Raw genomic sequence first — 15,100 nt, forward strand, 5'->3', positions numbered from 1 at the left:
TTTCAGGTCGAGGCGTCGAATGCCGCCAACACATGGCGCGGAAGTGAGCGCGGCGCAATCAGCATGGCGTCGAATCGCAATTCGAATTCGGCATGCTCGGGATGCGCCACGAGCCAGCCTTGCGCGGCATCGATGATGCGCTGCTGCTGGCGTGCGGTTACGGCGAAGGCGGCGTCGTCCAGCGTCGCGCGCGCCTTGACCTCGACGAAGGCGATCAAATTGCGGCGGCGGGCCACGATGTCGATCTCGCCATGCGGGGTGCGGAAGCGTTTGGCGAGGATGCGGTAGCCCTTGGCCATCAGGAAGGCTGCGGCACGGCTCTCGGCGGAGATGCCGGTGCGGAACGCGGCGACGCGTTCGGGCGAGGCGATCTTGGGTTCCGCCGGGACCTCAGTCTTCGCCATCGCCGTCCCTTAAGTCTTTCGCAAGCTCGAGCGCGCGGGCATAGACCTCGCGGCGCGGTCGGCCCGAGAGTGCCACCGCATGCGCCACGGCATCCTTAACGCTGTGCGCTGCAAGCTGATCGCGCAAGAGATTGTCCAGCGCATCCGATGTCAGCATCTCGGCATCGGCCGCAGGCGGGGCGATCACCAGCACGAATTCGCCGCGCGTCTCCAGCGCCTCCGCGTCGCGCGCCAGCTCGTGCAGCGTCGCGCGCGAAACCTCCTCGTGCAGCTTGGTCAGTTCGCGGCAGATCGCGGCCTCGCGCGTCCCCATGATCTCGGCGAGCTCAACCAGCGTGTCCTGCACCCGGTTGCCGGAGTCGAACATCACCAGCGTCGCGTCGATGCGGGCGAGCTCGGCAAGGCGCGACTTTCGCGCAGCCGATTTCGCCGGCAAAAAACCCTCGAAGAAGAACCGGTCGGTCGGCAGCGCCGCGACCGACAGCGCCGCCAGCACCGAGGACGGGCCGGGCAGCGCATAGACCGCGTGGCCGGCGGCGCAGACTTCGCGCACCAGCTTGAAGCCGGGATCGGAGATCAGCGGCGTGCCGGCGTCCGACACCAGCGCGACCGAACCGCCTGCCGCGAGTGCCTCCAGGATTTTTGGACGCGCGGCCTCGGCATTGTGCTCGTGATATTGCCTGAGCTGCGCCGAGATATCGTAGCGCTCGGTCAGGCGCCGCGTGATGCGGGTGTCCTCGCAGGCAATGACGTCGACGCCGGCCAGCGTCTGAAGCGCTCGCAGCGTGATGTCACCGAGATTGCCGATGGGAGTCGCGACCAGATGCAGGCCCGGCGCCGCCTTCGGGGCGGTGAGCCGATGGGCGTCGATGGAGAAACCGCGCGGGGCGGCATCTGGGCCTTCAGGCGTATTTATCGGGGCCGGCTTTGCGCGCATAATGGATCGAACTTAGGCATGATCACCTGGGCTGGGAACCGGTCCTTCGAAAAAGATCGTGTCGAGGCGAGGGGCGAGGGACTGGATTGTGATCCATCCGGCATCACATTCCCGAGGGAATGAAGCAGCAGCGCCATATTCGCGGCGGAAACGCCGCCTTGATGCTGTGTGACGGAGGGCGGACAGCTAGCCAGATTTGAGGTGCGGTCGCGTTAAGCGGTCATTATCCTTTTGTTTTGGTTAACTATTTGCCGACAATATGCCTGAATCCGCGGCTTGTGTCGCGGCGAGTTTGTTATGACCGGCTGGCGATCGCCGGTCAAAAGAGAAGCTGCCATGGGCCCGCGTGATCCCAGATCTTCCTTTCCGGAGGAATCCCCCGTTCAGGGGCCCTTGATATCAGGGGCGACCCGTCGGAGCGCGCTCGGCCTGTTGCTTGGCACGCCCCTGCTGTCGGCCTGTGCCGGCGTACAGCAGAGCCTCAGCCAGTTCTCCAACCCGTTCAGCAGCTCCTCCGCGCCGCCGGCCCAGCCGGCCGGCCCGCCGCAGCAGGCCGCGACCGCCGGCACCGGCGGGGTCAAGGTCGCCGTGATCCTGCCGCTCTCGGCCGCCGGCAATGCGGGCCTTGCCGCGCAATCCATGCGCAATGCCGCCGAGATGGCGCTGGCCGAGTTCCAGAATCCCAACATCCAGCTCCTGATCAAGGACGACAACGGCAGCCCGCAAGGCGCCCAGGCAGGCGCACAGCAGGCGGTCGACGAAGGCGCCGAGATCATCCTGGGGCCGCTGTTCGCGCAGTCCGTGCCAGCGGTGGCGCAGGTCGCGCGCACGCGCGGCATTTCCGTGATCGCGTTCTCGACCGATTCCAGCATCGCCGGGCGCGGCGTCTATCTGCTCTCGTTCCTACCGGAGTCCGACGTCAACCGCATCGTCGAATATTCCGCCAGCATCGGAAAGCGTTCGGTCGCGGTGCTCGTGCCCGACAATGCCTACGGCAACGTCGTCGAGGCCGCGGTGAAGGCGGCGGTGCCGCGGCGCGGCGGGCGCATCGTCGCGTTCGAGAAATACGGCGCCGATCGCGCCACGCCGGCGCGCACCGTGGCGCAGCAGCTCGGCGGCGCCGATGCGCTGTTCATCGCCGATGACGGCGATGCCGTGGTTGCGGTGGCGGATGCGATGACGGCCGCGGGCGCGAACTTACGCAACATCCAGCTGCTCGGCACCGGCCTGTGGGACAGTCCCCGCGTCTATGCCAGCTCGAGCTTGCAAGGCGGTCTCTACGCCGCGCCCGATCCAGCCGGTTTTCGCGCGTTCTCCGGCCGCTACCGTACCAAATATGGCGCCGAGCCGATCCGTACCGCAACGCTCGCCTATGACGCGGTGGCGCTCGTCGCCGCGCTCGCGCGCACGCAGGGGCCCACGCGCTTCTCGTCCGATGTGCTCACCAACCCCTCGGGCTTTGCCGGCATCGACGGCCTGTTCCGCTTCCGCGCGGACGGCACGAATGAACGCGGTCTCGCGGTGATGAAAGTGACGACCGGCGGCGGTGTTGCGGTCGCCGGTTCGCCGAAGAGTTTTGGGGCTTAGCGAGCTGCCGTAGGGTGGGCAAAGGCGCGCGCTTGCGCGCCGTGCCCACCATTTCTCAACAAATTCGCATGGAATTGGCGGGCACGGCGCAAGTGCGCCTTTGCCCACCCTACGGCACTGACTACGCCGCCAGATCCGCCACCACCGCGTCCAGCACCGGGAATCCGCTGCTGGTCACGCGGAGCCGGCCCGTCCCATCCACTGTGATCGCGCCTTCCTCGCGCAATAGCGCGATCCGCTTGGGATCGAGCGAGCGGCCTGACAGCGCGCGGTAGCGCTCGGGGTCGATACCCTCGGCCAAACGCAATCCCATCAGCAGGAATTCGTCGGCGCGCTCTTCGCTGTTGAGGAGATCGTCGGTGACGTTGCCGTGGCCGTTGGTCTCAACCCGCATCAGCCAGGCTTCGGGGCGCTTCTCGGTGGCGGTCGCGTGCCTGATGCCGTCGATGTCGAGCCGGCCGTGAGCGCCGGGCCCGATGCCGGCATATTCCTCGCCGCGCCAATAGACCAGATTGTGCCGGCACTCGGCGCCGCGCCGTGCGTGGTTTGAAATCTCGTAGGCGGGCAGGCCGAGCTTGTCGCAGGTCTCCTGCGTGACGTCGTAGAGCGCGCGCGCGACCGCTTCGTCCGGCGTCTTCAGCTTGCCGGCCTGATGCAGGCCGAAGAACGGCGTGCCCTCTTCGATGGTCAATTGATAGAGCGACAGATGTTCGGCTGCCTCATCGATCGCGAGGCGCAGCTCGTCGGCCCACATCGCTGGCGTCTGGTCGGGGCGGGCGTAGATCAGGTCGAACGAGTAACGGTCGAACGAGCGGCGCGCGATGGCGACCGCATCGAGCGCCTCGCGCGCGCTGTGCATCCGGCCAAGCGCCTTCAGCGAGACATCGTCGAGCGCCTGCACCCCGAGCGAGACGCGATTGACGCCGGCGGCGCGGTAACCTGCAAAGCGCGTGGCTTCGACGCTGGTTGGATTTGCTTCCAGCGTCACTTCGACATCGCCGGCCACAGCCCAATGCTTGCCGATCGCATCGAGCACCGCGCCGACGGTTGCGGGCTGCATCAGGGACGGCGTGCCGCCGCCGAGGAAGATCGAGGTGACTTTGCGGCCGGGCGCGCGCTCGGCGGTGGTTGCGATCTCACGCGCGAAGGCCGACGCAAACCGCGCCTCGTCGATGGCGGCGTGGCGGACATGGCTGTTGAAGTCGCAATACGGGCACTTCGACAGGCAGAACGGCCAATGCACGTAGACGCCGAAGGCTTCCTTAGCGCGGCTCAAGGCAGATCTCCGCCAGTTTCACGAAGGCGCGGGCGCGATGCGACAGGCCAAGGCCGAGCGGCGGCAGGCCATGCTTCTCGATGCTCTCCATCTCGCCGAAGGTGCGGTCGTGACCATTGGGAAGGAACATCGGGTCATAACCGAAGCCGGCGGTGCCGCGCGGCGGCCAGACCAGCGTGCCGTCGACGCGCGCTTCGACCTCTTCAAGGTGATCGTCGGGCCAGGCGACGCAGAGCGCGGAGATGAAATGCGCCTTGCGCTTGTCGGGCGTGGTGGCGCCGCGCTCCTGCAACAGGCGCTCGATCCGCGTCATCGCCGCGGTGAAGTCTTTGGACGGGCCAGCCCAGCGCGCCGAGAAAATGCCGGGCGCGCCGGCGAGTGCGTCGACCACGATGCCGGAATCGTCGGCGAAGGATGGAAGCTTGGTCGCCTGCGCCGCCGTGATCGCCTTGATCGCGGCATTGCTGCGGAAATCGTTGCCGGTCTCCTCGGGCTCGGGCAGGCCGAGCTCACCGGCCGACACCGCCTCGATGCCGTAAGGCGCGAGCAGCTCCCGCATCTCGGCGAGCTTGCCGGGATTATGGGTCGCGATGACGAGCTTTCCGGTGATTCGGCGGTGCATGGCCTATTGACTACGCCACAGCCAGTTTCTGCAAGTCCACCAGCCGCGCGATGCCCTTCTGGGCCAGCGCCATCAGCGCCAGGAACTCGTCCTGCGTAAAGGGCTCGCGTTCCGCGGTGCCCTGCACCTCGATGATGCGGCCGTCGCCGGTCATGACGAAATTGGCATCGGTCTGGGCTTCCGAATCCTCGGCATAGTCGAGATCCAGCACCGGCTTGCCCTGATAGATGCCGCAGGAGATCGCGGCGACGTTGTCGCGCAGCACATTGGCCTTGATCATGTTGCGCGCCTTCATCCAGGCGATGCAATCGGCGAGCGCGACCCAGGCGCCGGTGATCGAGGCCGTGCGGGTGCCGCCGTCGGCCTGGAGCACGTCGCAATCGACCGTGATCTGGCGCTCGCCGAGCGCTTCGAGGTCGACGATGGTGCGAAGCGAGCGGCCGATCAGGCGCTGGATCTCGACAGTGCGGCCGCTCTGCTTGCCGGCCGAGGCTTCGCGGCGGGTGCGTTCGGAGGTCGCGCGCGGCAGCATGCCGTATTCGGCGGTGACCCAGCCGCGGCCCTGGCCCTTCAGCCACGGCGGCAGGCGGTCCTCCAGCGTAGCCGTGACCAGCACATGGGTGTCGCCGAATTTCACCAGGCACGAGCCTTCCGCATATTTGACCACGCCGCGCTCGAGCGTCACGGGGCGCAATTCGTCGGGCGCACGGCGGCTTGGCCGCATGGGAAATCCTCCAAAACTCTCGGAAAAGGGCTGTTCGCGGTGCTTGTAGGGGGGGTGAGGGTATGCGGCAAGGGGAAAGGACAAGGCTTTTTCACCTCCGATTTCCACGCCCGCAAACGCCACGCTTGTCATAACCCTCGGGGATAGACAAATTATGAGCGTCTGAGAGGAGTTACCGTCTGTGGCCCATCACGATCCGATCCATCTGATCGCGCCGCGCGCAGGCCTCGCCCAGCTCAACGAGCGTTCCCGCGACATCTTTCGTCAAATCGTCGAAAGTTATCTGGCGACCGGCGAGCCGGTCGGCTCGCGCAATATCTCGCGCCTGATCGCCATGCCGCTGTCGCCGGCCTCGGTCCGTAACGTCATGGCCGATCTGGAACACCTCGGCCTGATCTATGCCCCGCACACCTCCGCCGGCCGGCTGCCGACGGAACTCGGCCTGCGTTTCTTCGTCGACGCCTTGATGCAGGTCGGCGATCTCAATGACGCGGAGCGGCAGTCGATCCAGAGCCAGTTGACGTCGGTGGGCCACGCCCAATCGGTCGAGGCGGCGCTGTCGGAAGCGCTGACGCGCCTGTCCGGCCTCACCCGCGCCGCCGCGGTGGTGCTGACGCCAAAATCCAATGCGCGGCTGAAGCACATCGAATTCGTCCGGCTGGAACCCGAGAAGGCGCTGGTGATCCTGGTCGGCGAGGACGGTCAGGTCGAAAACCGTGTGTTGACCCTGCCGCCCGGAGTTCCGTCCTCGGCGCTGACGGAGGCCGGCAATTTCCTCAATGCGCGGATTCGCGGCCGAACGCTGGCCGAGGCGCGGCTCGAGCTCGAAACTGCACTGGGCGAAGCCCGCGCTGAGCTGGATCAGCTCACGCAGAAGGTGATCTCGGCCGGTATCGCGAGCTGGTCCGGCGGCGAGAACGAGGATCGCCAGCTCATCGTTCGCGGCCATGCCAATCTGCTCGAAGACCTTCATGCGCTGGAGGATCTGGAGCGGGTTCGCCTGCTGTTCGACGATCTCGAGACCAAGCGCGGCGTGATCGATCTGCTTGGCCGGGCGGAAACCGCGGAAGGCGTGCGCATTTTCATCGGCTCGGAGAACAAGCTGTTCTCGCTGTCGGGCTCCTCCACGATCATCTCGCCGTATCGGGATGCCGCCGGCCATATCGTCGGCGTTTTGGGCGTGATCGGGCCGACGCGGCTGAATTATGCCCGCGTGATCCCGACCGTGGACTATGCCGCCCGCATCGTCAGCCGCCTTTTGGGGGGCTGACCGGCGGCTGAGTCGATCACGGGCGCTTGATTTTCATGAGCTTAGGCACGATATCCGGGCCAACAATCTCTGCAAACGAATTCGAGACCTGAGCCGATGACCGATCAAGACCGGCAACCCGAAGACACGACCGCGCCGACCGGCGAGCCCGTGGTGTCAAAACCCTACATCATGCCCGACGATCCCGAGCCCGGCTCGGTCGAAAGCTTGCAGAAGGAAGCCGCCGAGGCGCGCGACCGCATGCTGCGGACGCTGGCCGAGATGGAAAACCTGCGCAAGCGCACCACCAAGGAAGTCGCCGATGCCCGTCTCTACGGCATCACCGGCTTTGCCCGCGACGTGCTCGACATCGCCGACAATCTCCAGCGTGCGCTCGATGCCGTCCCGGCCGAGGCGCGGGCCACGGCTGATCCCGGCCTGACCTCGCTGATCGAGGGTGTCGAACTCACCGAGCGCTCGCTGCTCAACGCGCTGGAAAAGCACGGCGTGAAGAAGTTCGACCCTTCGGGCCAGAAGTTCGATCCGAACTTCCAGCAGGCGATGTTCGAGGTGCCTGATGCGTCGGTGCCCGCTGGCACTGTCGTGCAGGTCATGCAGGCCGGCTACACCATCGGCGAGCGCGTGCTGCGCCCGGCCCTGGTCGGTGTCGCCAAGGGCGGCGCAAAGGCCGCGCCCGCGGCGAACGCCAACGAGCCGAACGGCGCCGCGAACTGATCCTCAAAGTCTTGGCGTCATTCTGGGTTCGATGCTTCGCATCGTCCCGGAATGACTGCGCCAAACGCTTACGCACCCACCGCTATATCCGCGGACTGGATCCGCTTCACGCCGGCCTTGGCCATGTCGGCCCAGGCTTTTGCCAGCGAGCCCTGATTGTCGATGCCGCGGCAGGCGTCTTCGACCACATAGACTTCGAAGCCCGCCTTGCGCGCGTCGAGTGCGGTCCAGGCGACGCAGAAGTCGGTCGCCAGGCCCGCAACGAAGACGCGCTTGATCTTGCGTCCCCTGAGGTAGCCGGCAAGTCCCGTCGAGGTCTTGCCGTCGGCTTCGAGAAAGGCCGAATAGCTGTCGACGTCCTTGTGAAAACCCTTGCGGATGATGAGCTCGGCATGCGGGATCGCAAGGTCCTTCGACAGCGCGGCGCCGTCGGTGCCCTGCACGCAATGGTCGGGCCACAGCACCTGCTTGCCGTAGGGCAAGTCCACGGTCTCGAACGGCTTCTTGCCCGAATGCACCGATGCGAATGAGATGTGACCGGGCGTGTGCCAGTCCTGCGTCATCACCACGTTCGAAAACGCTTTCGAGATCTTGTTGATGACGGGCACGACCTGCTCGCCTTCCTTAACGGCGAGGCTGCCGCCCGGCAGGAAGCAGTTTTGCACGTCGATCACGAGCAGCGCGGAGGCATCGTCCGGCTTGATCGATGCGGCTGCCGAGAGAGCGGTTGGTGCGAGGGCCGCCAGCGCCGTGGTCCCGAGCGCTGCCAAAATTTGTCGCCGATCTAGCATCGTTCGCCTCCCTCCAGGATGATCCAACGGAAGGAAGCCTAGTTCCGTTCGTATACGAACAGAAGCCCGAAAATGCAGCCGGCCTTGGCTAGCCCTTCGGCTGGATGCCGTCGCGCACGGCGCGGAAGCGGGTGAAGGCGGCTGGCCATTGGTCGCGCGGGGCGCTGGCGATGATGCGTAGCGAGGCACCGCCGCTCGAGAAGCGGATCCATTGCACCACGGTCACCGCCGTCTTGTCCTTGCCGCTGGCGCCGTCGATCCGGGTCTCGAACCCCTGCTGGCCATTGATGCGGATCGGCTCCGACATCGTAACGCGCGACTCGCGCACACCGGGGATCTGAAGCGCGGCCTCCTGGGCGAAGCGGGCGCGGTCGTCGGCGGCTTGCGGAGTGGCGCCGATCAGGCCGAGGATCATGAACGGCTTCGACTCATAGCCCGTGCTCTCGTCGCCGTCGGCCAGGATGATGCTGGAGCCGGGCGCCAGCGTGCGGATGTCCTTGAAGTCGGCGAGATCGGTGATCCTGAACGGCATCAGCGCGATCTGCTCTTCGGCCGAGACCTGCTTGCGGGTCACAGTGCTCGCAAACATCTGCCGTACCGCCTCGTCGGTGTAAATCCTTGCCGCGTTCTCCGGGATCTGGACCGCGACGTAGCCGGAGAAGCCGGCGCCCGGCACGATCATCGAATAGCGCTTCACCGGCGTATCGCCGGCCTTGCCGCTTTCGGTGGTGAAATAGGCAAGACCCGCGGGGGTCTCGATCTTGTCCTGCTTGACGCCGGCGGTGCCGGCGGGATTGGAATTGAAGGCGCTCACGACCTCGCCATAGGCGGCGGGGGGCAGCTCGGTGATCAGCACCTTGACGTTGCCGTCCTCGCTCTCGAAGCCCGGAAAGGTCTTTGCCGTGCTCAGCCCGACCAGCGGCACCATGCCAAGGCGCAAGCCGGGCGGGAAAACCACGTCGGCGGCGAAGGCCGGAAGCGCTGTTGCGGCGAGGAGGGCGAGCGCGGCGAGGGGGCGGATTAGCTTCATGGGCACTCTGATTGGTTCACATTGAGGCCGTTCGATGGTCGGCCGCCGGGCCGCTCTGTCGCGCGAAGCAGCCTTGATGGCGCTTTCCGGCCGGTCCGCCTTTTAGCGGGTTTGGCTCGCCGGTAACAGGGCAGGGCGGATCACGGTGGCGGGGCCGGCCGACGCCTGAACCTGTTAATAATTCATCACCCGCAAGGGCGGCGATGCCCGGATATGATCTTCCAAAACCCAATGTTTTCACGGCCGAAACTTGCGTTCGGTCCTTGCAGGCCCCTCCCCCCCTCCTATATGACCCCCAACCATCGCAATATCGCGGATGTTTGATCTTAGGGGGTTTGGATCGGGTGCCTTCTGGGCCCAACCGACCTGCCGCAAAAACAAGGATATCAGGACCATGGGAAAGGTCATTGGGATCGACCTCGGCACCACGAATTCGTGCGTTGCCGTGATGGATGGCAAGAACGCCAAAGTCATCGAGAACTCCGAAGGCATGCGCACGACGCCTTCGATCGTCGCCGTGACGGACGACGGTGAGCGCCTCGTCGGCCAGCCGGCCAAGCGCCAGGCCGTTACCAATCCCGAGCGTACGTTCTTCGCAGTGAAGCGCCTGATCGGCCGCCGCTACGACGACCCGATGGTCGAGAAGGACAAGAAGCTCGTTCCGTACAAGATCGTGAAGGCTTCCAACGGCGACGCCTGGGTCGAGGCCGACGGCCAGACCTACTCGCCCTCGCAGGTGTCTGCGTTCATCTTGCAGAAGATGAAGGAGACCGCGGAAGCCCATCTCGGCCAAAAGGTCGACCAGGCCGTCATCACCGTTCCCGCCTACTTCAACGACGCCCAGCGCCAGGCGACCAAGGACGCCGGCAAGATCGCGGGCCTTGAAGTGCTGCGCATCATCAACGAGCCGACCGCGGCCGCGCTGGCCTATGGTCTGGACAAGACCAAGACCGGCACGATCGCCGTGTACGACCTCGGCGGCGGCACGTTCGATATCTCCATTCTCGAAATCGGCGACGGCGTGTTCGAGGTGAAGTCGACCAACGGCGACACCTTCCTCGGCGGCGAAGACTTCGACATGCGCCTCGTTGGCTATCTCGCCGACGAGTTCCAGAAGGAGCAGGGCATCAACCTGCGCAACGACAAGCTCGCGTTGCAGCGCCTGAAGGAAGCCGCTGAAAAGGCCAAGATCGAGCTGTCGTCGACGACGCAGACCGAGATCAACCTGCCCTTCATCACCGCGGACCAGACCGGCCCGAAGCATCTGACGATGAAGCTCACCCGCGCCAAGTTCGAGGCGCTGGTCGACGACCTCGTCCAGAAGACCGTCGAGCCCTGCCGCAAGGCGCTGAAGGACGCCGGCGTCACCGCCGGTGAGATCGGCGAAGTCGTTCTGGTCGGCGGCATGTCGCGCATGCCGAAGGTGCAGGAGGTCGTGAAGCAGCTGTTCGGCAAGGAGCCGCACAAGGGCGTCAACCCGGACGAAGTCGTGGCGATCGGTGCCGCGATCCAGGCCGGCGTGCTCCAGGGCGACGTCAAGGACGTGCTGCTGCTCGACGTGACCCCGCTGTCGCTGGGCATCGAGACGCTGGGCGGCGTGTTCACCCGCATCATCGACCGCAACACCACGATCCCGACCAAGAAGAGCCAGGTGTTCTCGACCGCCGAGGACAACCAGAACGCGGTCACCATCCGCGTCTTCCAGGGCGAGCGTGAAATGGCGGCCGACAACAAGATGCTCGGCCAGTTCGACCTGATGGGCATTCCGCCGGCCCCGCGCGGCATGCCGCAGATCGAGGTGACCTTCGACATCGACGCCAACGGCATCGTCAACGTGTCGGCCAAGGACAAGGCCACGGCCAAGGAGCAGCAGATCCGCATCCAGGCCTCCGGCGGCCTGTCGGAAGCCGACATCGAGAAAATGGTCAAGGACGCCGAGGCCAATGCCGAGGCGGACAAGAAGCGTCGCGAGGCGGTGATCGCCAAGAACGAGGCAGATGGCCTGGTGCATTCGACCGAGAAGGCTCTGGCCGAGCACGGTTCGAAGGTCGCCGAGACCGAGCGCCGTGCCATCGAGGATGCTGTCAGCGACCTCAAGGAAGCGCTGAAGGGCGACGATGCCGAGGCGATCAAGGCCAAGACCCAGACGCTGGCGCAGGCTTCGATGAAGCTCGGCGAGGCCATGTACAAGCAGCAGGCCGAGGCCGACGCTAAGAAGGACGCGGCCAAGGACGACGTCGTCGACGCGGAATTCACCGAAGTCGACGACGACAAGAACAACAAGAAGTCCGCCTGATCCCCAAGAGGGTGATGATGCGGACGGCTTGGACCCCACACGCGCTACCGGCCTCCTCCCTCGCGGGGGAGGCCGCCGTGTCGGGACGGGCGGGCCAAGACTCTGTTAAAATCGGCCCCGTTACGACCGATCAATTCCCAGCCGTTATTCTGAACGCCGCCGAGCTGCCCTCTGCCGTGAGGCGGAAGGCTGCCTATATCGTCGCGTGGGAACGCCTGTTCTCGCCGACTTGACCTGCGATTGGATAGACCGAGTCCGACATGTCCACGTCCACCAAGCGCTGCTATTACGAAACCCTGGAAGTCGATCGCAGTGCCGACGATTCCGTCCTGAAATCGTCCTTCCGCAAGCTTGCGATGAAATTCCACCCGGACCGTAATCCCGGGGACGACACCAGCGAAGTCAAGTTCAAGGAAATCAACGAGGCCTACGAGGTCCTCAAGGACAAGGACAAGCGCGCGGCCTATGACCGCTTCGGCCATGCGGCCTTCGAGCAGGGCGGCGGTGGCGGCGCAGGTTTCGGCGCGGGCTTCGCCTCCTCGTTCTCCGACATCTTCGAAGACCTGTTCGGCATGGCCGGGCAGCGCGGCCGCGGCGGCCGCGAGCGCGGCGCCGATCTGCGCTACAACATGGAAATCACGCTCGAGGAAGCCTTCGGCGGCAAGACCGCGCAGATCGAGATTCCAGTCTCGGTCACCTGCGAGGCCTGCTCGGGCATCGGCGCCAAGGCCGGCACCAAGCCGAAGACCTGCTCGACCTGCGGCGGCGCCGGCCGCGTGCGGCAGTCGCAGGGCTTCTTCACGCTGGAGCGCACCTGCCCGGGCTGCCAGGGCCGCGGCCAGATGATCGAGGATGCCTGCCCGTCCTGCTCGGGCCAGGGCCGGGTCACCCGCGAGCGGAATCTGTCGGTCAACATTCCCCCCGGGGTCGAGGATGGCACGCGGATCAGGCTCGCCGGTGAGGGCGAGGCCGGGGTTCGCGGCGGCCCGCCCGGCGACCTCTACATCTTCCTGTCGCTGGCCTCGCACCAGTTGTTCCAGCGCGACGGTGCCGATCTGCATTGTCGAGTGCCGATCTCGATGGTGACGGCCGCCCTTGGCGGCGAGTTCGAGGTGCCGACCATTGAGGGCGGACAAACCAAGGTAAAGGTGCCGTCCGGAACCCAGTCGGGCCGCCGATTCCGCATCGCATCAAAAGGCATGCCGGTGCTGCGCTCGCGCCAGATGGGCGACATGTACGTCCAGGTCGCGGTCGAGACCCCGCAGAACCTCACCAAGAGGCAGCAGGAATTGCTGGCCGAGTTCGAAAAGCTTTCGTCCGGCAACACCCAGCCGGAATCCGTTGGCTTCTTCGCCAAGGTCAAGGATCTGTTCAGTAATCGGGCCAGCTGACTCGTCTTGACCATATCGCCTTCGGCCTATACGAGTTTATGACTATTTTCTGACACGCCGCGGTCCTGCGGTCCCGTCCGGTCCAGACATGCCATTGCCATCGTCCGCGCGTGCGTTGAAGAAGCCTCGTCTCGACGACGAGGTGCGCTTTCTCAGATCGTGGATCGAAAAGCCCCTCCACATGGGCGCAGTGATGCCGTCGGGCAAGCTGCTGGCCCGGACCATGGCGCATTACGTCGATATCAATTCGGACGCACCGGTGGTCGAGCTCGGGCCCGGCACCGGCGCCATCACCTCGGCCCTGGTCGAGCGCGGCGTCGACCAGAAGCGCCTCGTCCTCGTCGAATACAATCCCGGCTTCTGTGCGCTGCTGCGCGACCGCTATCCGCAAGCCAAGGTGGTGCAGGGCGATGCCTATCGCCTGCGCGACACGCTCTGGAATGTCCTGAGCGCGCCGGCCTCCGCGGTCGTCTCGGGCCTGCCACTGGTCACGAAACCGATGCTGACGCGGCTGCGGCTCATCCGCGACGCCTTCACGGCGCTGGCGCCCGGCGCGCCCTTCGTGCAGTTCACCTATGCGGTGGTTCCGCCGATCCCGAAATCGCTGCCCGGCGTGTCCACAGAGGCCTCGGAACGGATCTGGATGAACCTTCCGCCGGCCCGCGTCTGGGTGTATCGCAAGGACTAATTCCGCCGGCATCTTCCTTTGCACGGCGGGCTCGTTTCGCCGAACGCATTGGATTGGATGCCCGCACCCAAAATCCTGGTCATTCCCGGCTCGCTGCGCACCGGCTCGCACAATGCGAAGCTGGCGGCGGTGGCCGCCTATGAATTTGCCCAGGCCGGCGTCGACGTCACCCGTATCTCTCTCGCCGATTTTCCGCTGCCGATCTACGACGGCGATCTGCAGGCCAAGTCTGGTGTGCCCAAGCACGCGATCAATCTCAAGCGCATGATCGGCGCGCATCATGGCGTGCTGATCGTCTCGCCCGAATACAACGCCTCGGTGCCGCCGCTGCTGAAGAACGCGATCGACTGGGTCAGCCGCGTGCATGAGCTGCACGAGCCGCGCGGCGAAGTGTTCCGCAATCGCCCCTTCGCGCTCGCCGGCGCCTCGCAGAGCCGGCTTGGTGCCGCCCGCGCGCTCCAGGCGCTCAGGCTGATCCTGACCTCATGCCACGCCAATGTGATTGCCAGCCAGCTCACGCTCGCTTTTGCCGGAGAGGCCTATGACGATATGGACAGGCTGAAGAACGAGGCCGATATCGCCGCGTTGAAGGAGCTGGTAGCGCAGTTGATCGACATTTCCCAACGCATGATGTGAGGTGACATGATTCCAGCCGAGATCGCCCCGAAAGACCGCCTGATCGTTGCGCTCGATCTGCCGAGCGTCGATGCCGCGGAGGCGATGATCGCGAAGCTCGGCGACAGCGTCACCTTCTACAAGATCGGCTATCGCCTCGCCTATGCCGGCGGCTTGCCGCTGGTTGCCAAGCTCGCCGACAAGGGCAAGAAAGTCTTTCTCGATCTCAAGCTGCACGACATCGGCAACACCGTGTCGCAAGGCGTCGAGAGCATTACGAAGCTCGGTGCGACCTTCCTCACCGTGCACGCCTATCCGCAGACCATGAAGGGCGCCGTCGAAGGCCGCGGCAGCTCGAACCTCAAGATCCTCGCCGTCACGGTGCTGACCTCCTACAACGAGGACGATCTGCATGCGGCAGGTTTTCGGCTCGGCGTCTCCGAACTGGTCGAGGCGCGCGCGCAGCAGGCGCAGGTGCTCGGCGTCGATGGTCTGGTGTCCTCGCCAGAGGAGGTCGGCGCCCTGCGCAAGATCGTCGGCCACCAGATGAGCCTCGTCACCCCCGGCATCCGCCCGGCGGGTGCCGCGAGCGGTGATCAGAAGCGCATCATGACGCCCGGCCGCGCCATCAGCGCCGGCGCGGATTATCTCGTCGTCGGACGACCGGTGGTGGAAGCCTCGGATCCGAGGGCGATCGCGGAAGCCATCCAGGCCGAGATCGCGCAAGCGCTCGGCTGATCAACAACCAGGGAGAA

Annotated in this window: 15 protein-coding genes; 8 read left to right on the top strand and 7 right to left on the bottom strand. The window is 65.5% G+C overall.

What is annotated here, in order from left to right:
* Positions 1-2: 2 nt before the first annotated feature.
* Together QSV46_RS17955 and rsmI are read right to left on the bottom strand one after the other, a co-directional pair.
* A complete protein-coding gene (locus QSV46_RS17955) occupies positions 3-404 on the bottom strand; it encodes a YraN family protein (protein ID WP_314953715.1) in 402 nt (133 codons plus the stop codon).
* Positions 391-1,341 carry a 16S rRNA (cytidine(1402)-2'-O)-methyltransferase gene (gene rsmI, locus QSV46_RS17960; protein ID WP_314953718.1) on the bottom strand — a complete coding sequence of 317 codons (951 nt, stop codon included), beginning with the start codon at positions 1,339-1,341 and terminating at the stop codon, positions 391-393. Before rsmI ends, QSV46_RS17955 begins: the two co-directional genes overlap by 14 nt.
* A gap of 336 nt (positions 1,342-1,677) precedes the next feature.
* On the opposite strand from rsmI, the gene QSV46_RS17965 reads away from it, so the two are divergent.
* Positions 1,678-2,928 carry a penicillin-binding protein activator gene (locus QSV46_RS17965; RefSeq protein WP_314953721.1) on the top strand — a complete coding sequence of 417 codons (1,251 nt, stop codon included), beginning with the start codon at positions 1,678-1,680 and terminating at the stop codon, positions 2,926-2,928.
* 121 nt (positions 2,929-3,049) lie between these two features.
* Here the strand turns inward: QSV46_RS17965 and hemW are convergent, their stop codons facing one another.
* Genes hemW through rph form a run of 3 tightly spaced genes read right to left on the bottom strand, consistent with a single transcriptional unit; the run spans position 3,050 to position 5,550 of the window.
* Positions 3,050-4,204 carry a radical SAM family heme chaperone HemW gene (hemW, locus tag QSV46_RS17970; RefSeq protein WP_314953723.1) on the bottom strand — a complete coding sequence of 385 codons (1,155 nt, stop codon included), beginning with the start codon at positions 4,202-4,204 and terminating at the stop codon, positions 3,050-3,052.
* Positions 4,191-4,826 carry an RdgB/HAM1 family non-canonical purine NTP pyrophosphatase gene (gene rdgB, locus QSV46_RS17975; protein ID WP_314953726.1) on the bottom strand — a complete coding sequence of 212 codons (636 nt, stop codon included), beginning with the start codon at positions 4,824-4,826 and terminating at the stop codon, positions 4,191-4,193. Before rdgB ends, hemW begins: the two co-directional genes overlap by 14 nt.
* Before the next feature lie 10 nt (positions 4,827-4,836).
* Positions 4,837-5,550 (bottom strand): ribonuclease PH, encoded by a 714-nt coding sequence (gene rph, locus QSV46_RS17980; protein ID WP_314953729.1) that lies wholly within the window; start codon positions 5,548-5,550, stop codon positions 4,837-4,839.
* Between the two features lie 181 nt (positions 5,551-5,731).
* On the opposite strand from rph, the gene hrcA reads away from it, so the two are divergent.
* Positions 5,732-6,820 carry a heat-inducible transcriptional repressor HrcA gene (gene hrcA, locus QSV46_RS17985; protein ID WP_314953732.1) on the top strand — a complete coding sequence of 363 codons (1,089 nt, stop codon included), beginning with the start codon at positions 5,732-5,734 and terminating at the stop codon, positions 6,818-6,820.
* A 96-nt stretch (positions 6,821-6,916) separates the two neighbouring features.
* Entirely contained in the window at positions 6,917-7,534 is a 618-nt protein-coding gene (grpE, locus tag QSV46_RS17990; RefSeq protein ID WP_314953735.1) for a nucleotide exchange factor GrpE, read from the top strand.
* 68 nt (positions 7,535-7,602) lie between these two features.
* Here the strand turns inward: grpE and pncA are convergent, their stop codons facing one another.
* Positions 7,603-8,325 (bottom strand): bifunctional nicotinamidase/pyrazinamidase, encoded by a 723-nt coding sequence (pncA, locus tag QSV46_RS17995; RefSeq protein ID WP_314953736.1) that lies wholly within the window; start codon positions 8,323-8,325, stop codon positions 7,603-7,605.
* An 88-nt stretch (positions 8,326-8,413) separates the two neighbouring features.
* Positions 8,414-9,355 (bottom strand): hypothetical protein, encoded by a 942-nt coding sequence (locus QSV46_RS18000; protein ID WP_314953738.1) that lies wholly within the window; start codon positions 9,353-9,355, stop codon positions 8,414-8,416.
* Between the two features lie 394 nt (positions 9,356-9,749).
* Between QSV46_RS18000 and dnaK the strand changes: the two genes are divergently transcribed.
* The 5 genes from dnaK (at position 9,750) to pyrF (ending at position 15,083) form a co-directional block, all read left to right on the top strand.
* A complete protein-coding gene (gene dnaK / locus QSV46_RS18005; RefSeq protein WP_314953741.1) occupies positions 9,750-11,651 on the top strand; it encodes a molecular chaperone DnaK in 1,902 nt (633 codons plus the stop codon).
* A gap of 260 nt (positions 11,652-11,911) precedes the next feature.
* Entirely contained in the window at positions 11,912-13,042 is a 1,131-nt protein-coding gene (gene dnaJ / locus QSV46_RS18010) for a molecular chaperone DnaJ (protein ID WP_314953744.1), read from the top strand.
* A gap of 88 nt (positions 13,043-13,130) precedes the next feature.
* The gene (locus QSV46_RS18015; protein ID WP_148743606.1) at positions 13,131-13,730 is read left to right on the top strand and encodes a class I SAM-dependent methyltransferase; all 600 of its coding nucleotides are present in this window, start codon (positions 13,131-13,133) and stop codon (positions 13,728-13,730) included.
* A 57-nt stretch (positions 13,731-13,787) separates the two neighbouring features.
* Entirely contained in the window at positions 13,788-14,366 is a 579-nt protein-coding gene (locus tag QSV46_RS18020) for an NAD(P)H-dependent oxidoreductase (protein WP_314953752.1), read from the top strand.
* Between the two features lie 6 nt (positions 14,367-14,372).
* Positions 14,373-15,083, top strand: coding sequence for an orotidine-5'-phosphate decarboxylase (gene pyrF, locus QSV46_RS18025; RefSeq protein ID WP_314953755.1), 711 nt, complete (start codon positions 14,373-14,375; stop codon positions 15,081-15,083).
* Positions 15,084-15,100: the final 17 nt, after the last annotated feature.

The sequence above is a fragment of the Bradyrhizobium cosmicum genome, from assembly GCF_032290525.1.
Classification (GTDB): domain Bacteria; phylum Pseudomonadota; class Alphaproteobacteria; order Rhizobiales; family Xanthobacteraceae; genus Bradyrhizobium; species Bradyrhizobium cosmicum_A.

Bases quoted from the DNA above. Each gene is read 5' to 3' on its own strand.
- pyrF (WP_314953755.1), top strand. From the start codon at position 14,373: ATGATTCCAGCCGAGATCGCCCCGAAAGACCGCCTGATCGTTGCGCTC.
- grpE (WP_314953735.1), top strand. From the start codon at position 6,917: ATGACCGATCAAGACCGGCAACCCGAAGACACGACCGCGCCGACCGGC.
- QSV46_RS17955 (WP_314953715.1), bottom strand. From the start codon at position 404: ATGGCGAAGACTGAGGTCCCGGCGGAACCCAAGATCGCCTCGCCCGAA.
- QSV46_RS18015 (WP_148743606.1), top strand. From the start codon at position 13,131: ATGCCATTGCCATCGTCCGCGCGTGCGTTGAAGAAGCCTCGTCTCGAC.
- QSV46_RS17965 (WP_314953721.1), top strand. From the start codon at position 1,678: ATGGGCCCGCGTGATCCCAGATCTTCCTTTCCGGAGGAATCCCCCGTT.
- pncA (WP_314953736.1), bottom strand. From the start codon at position 8,325: ATGCTAGATCGGCGACAAATTTTGGCAGCGCTCGGGACCACGGCGCTG.
- QSV46_RS18020 (WP_314953752.1), top strand. From the start codon at position 13,788: ATGCCCGCACCCAAAATCCTGGTCATTCCCGGCTCGCTGCGCACCGGC.
- rdgB (WP_314953726.1), bottom strand. From the start codon at position 4,826: ATGCACCGCCGAATCACCGGAAAGCTCGTCATCGCGACCCATAATCCC.
- dnaJ (WP_314953744.1), top strand. From the start codon at position 11,912: ATGTCCACGTCCACCAAGCGCTGCTATTACGAAACCCTGGAAGTCGAT.
- rsmI (WP_314953718.1), bottom strand. From the start codon at position 1,341: ATGCGCGCAAAGCCGGCCCCGATAAATACGCCTGAAGGCCCAGATGCC.
- dnaK (WP_314953741.1), top strand. From the start codon at position 9,750: ATGGGAAAGGTCATTGGGATCGACCTCGGCACCACGAATTCGTGCGTT.
- rph (WP_314953729.1), bottom strand. From the start codon at position 5,550: ATGCGGCCAAGCCGCCGTGCGCCCGACGAATTGCGCCCCGTGACGCTC.
- QSV46_RS18000 (WP_314953738.1), bottom strand. From the start codon at position 9,355: ATGAAGCTAATCCGCCCCCTCGCCGCGCTCGCCCTCCTCGCCGCAACA.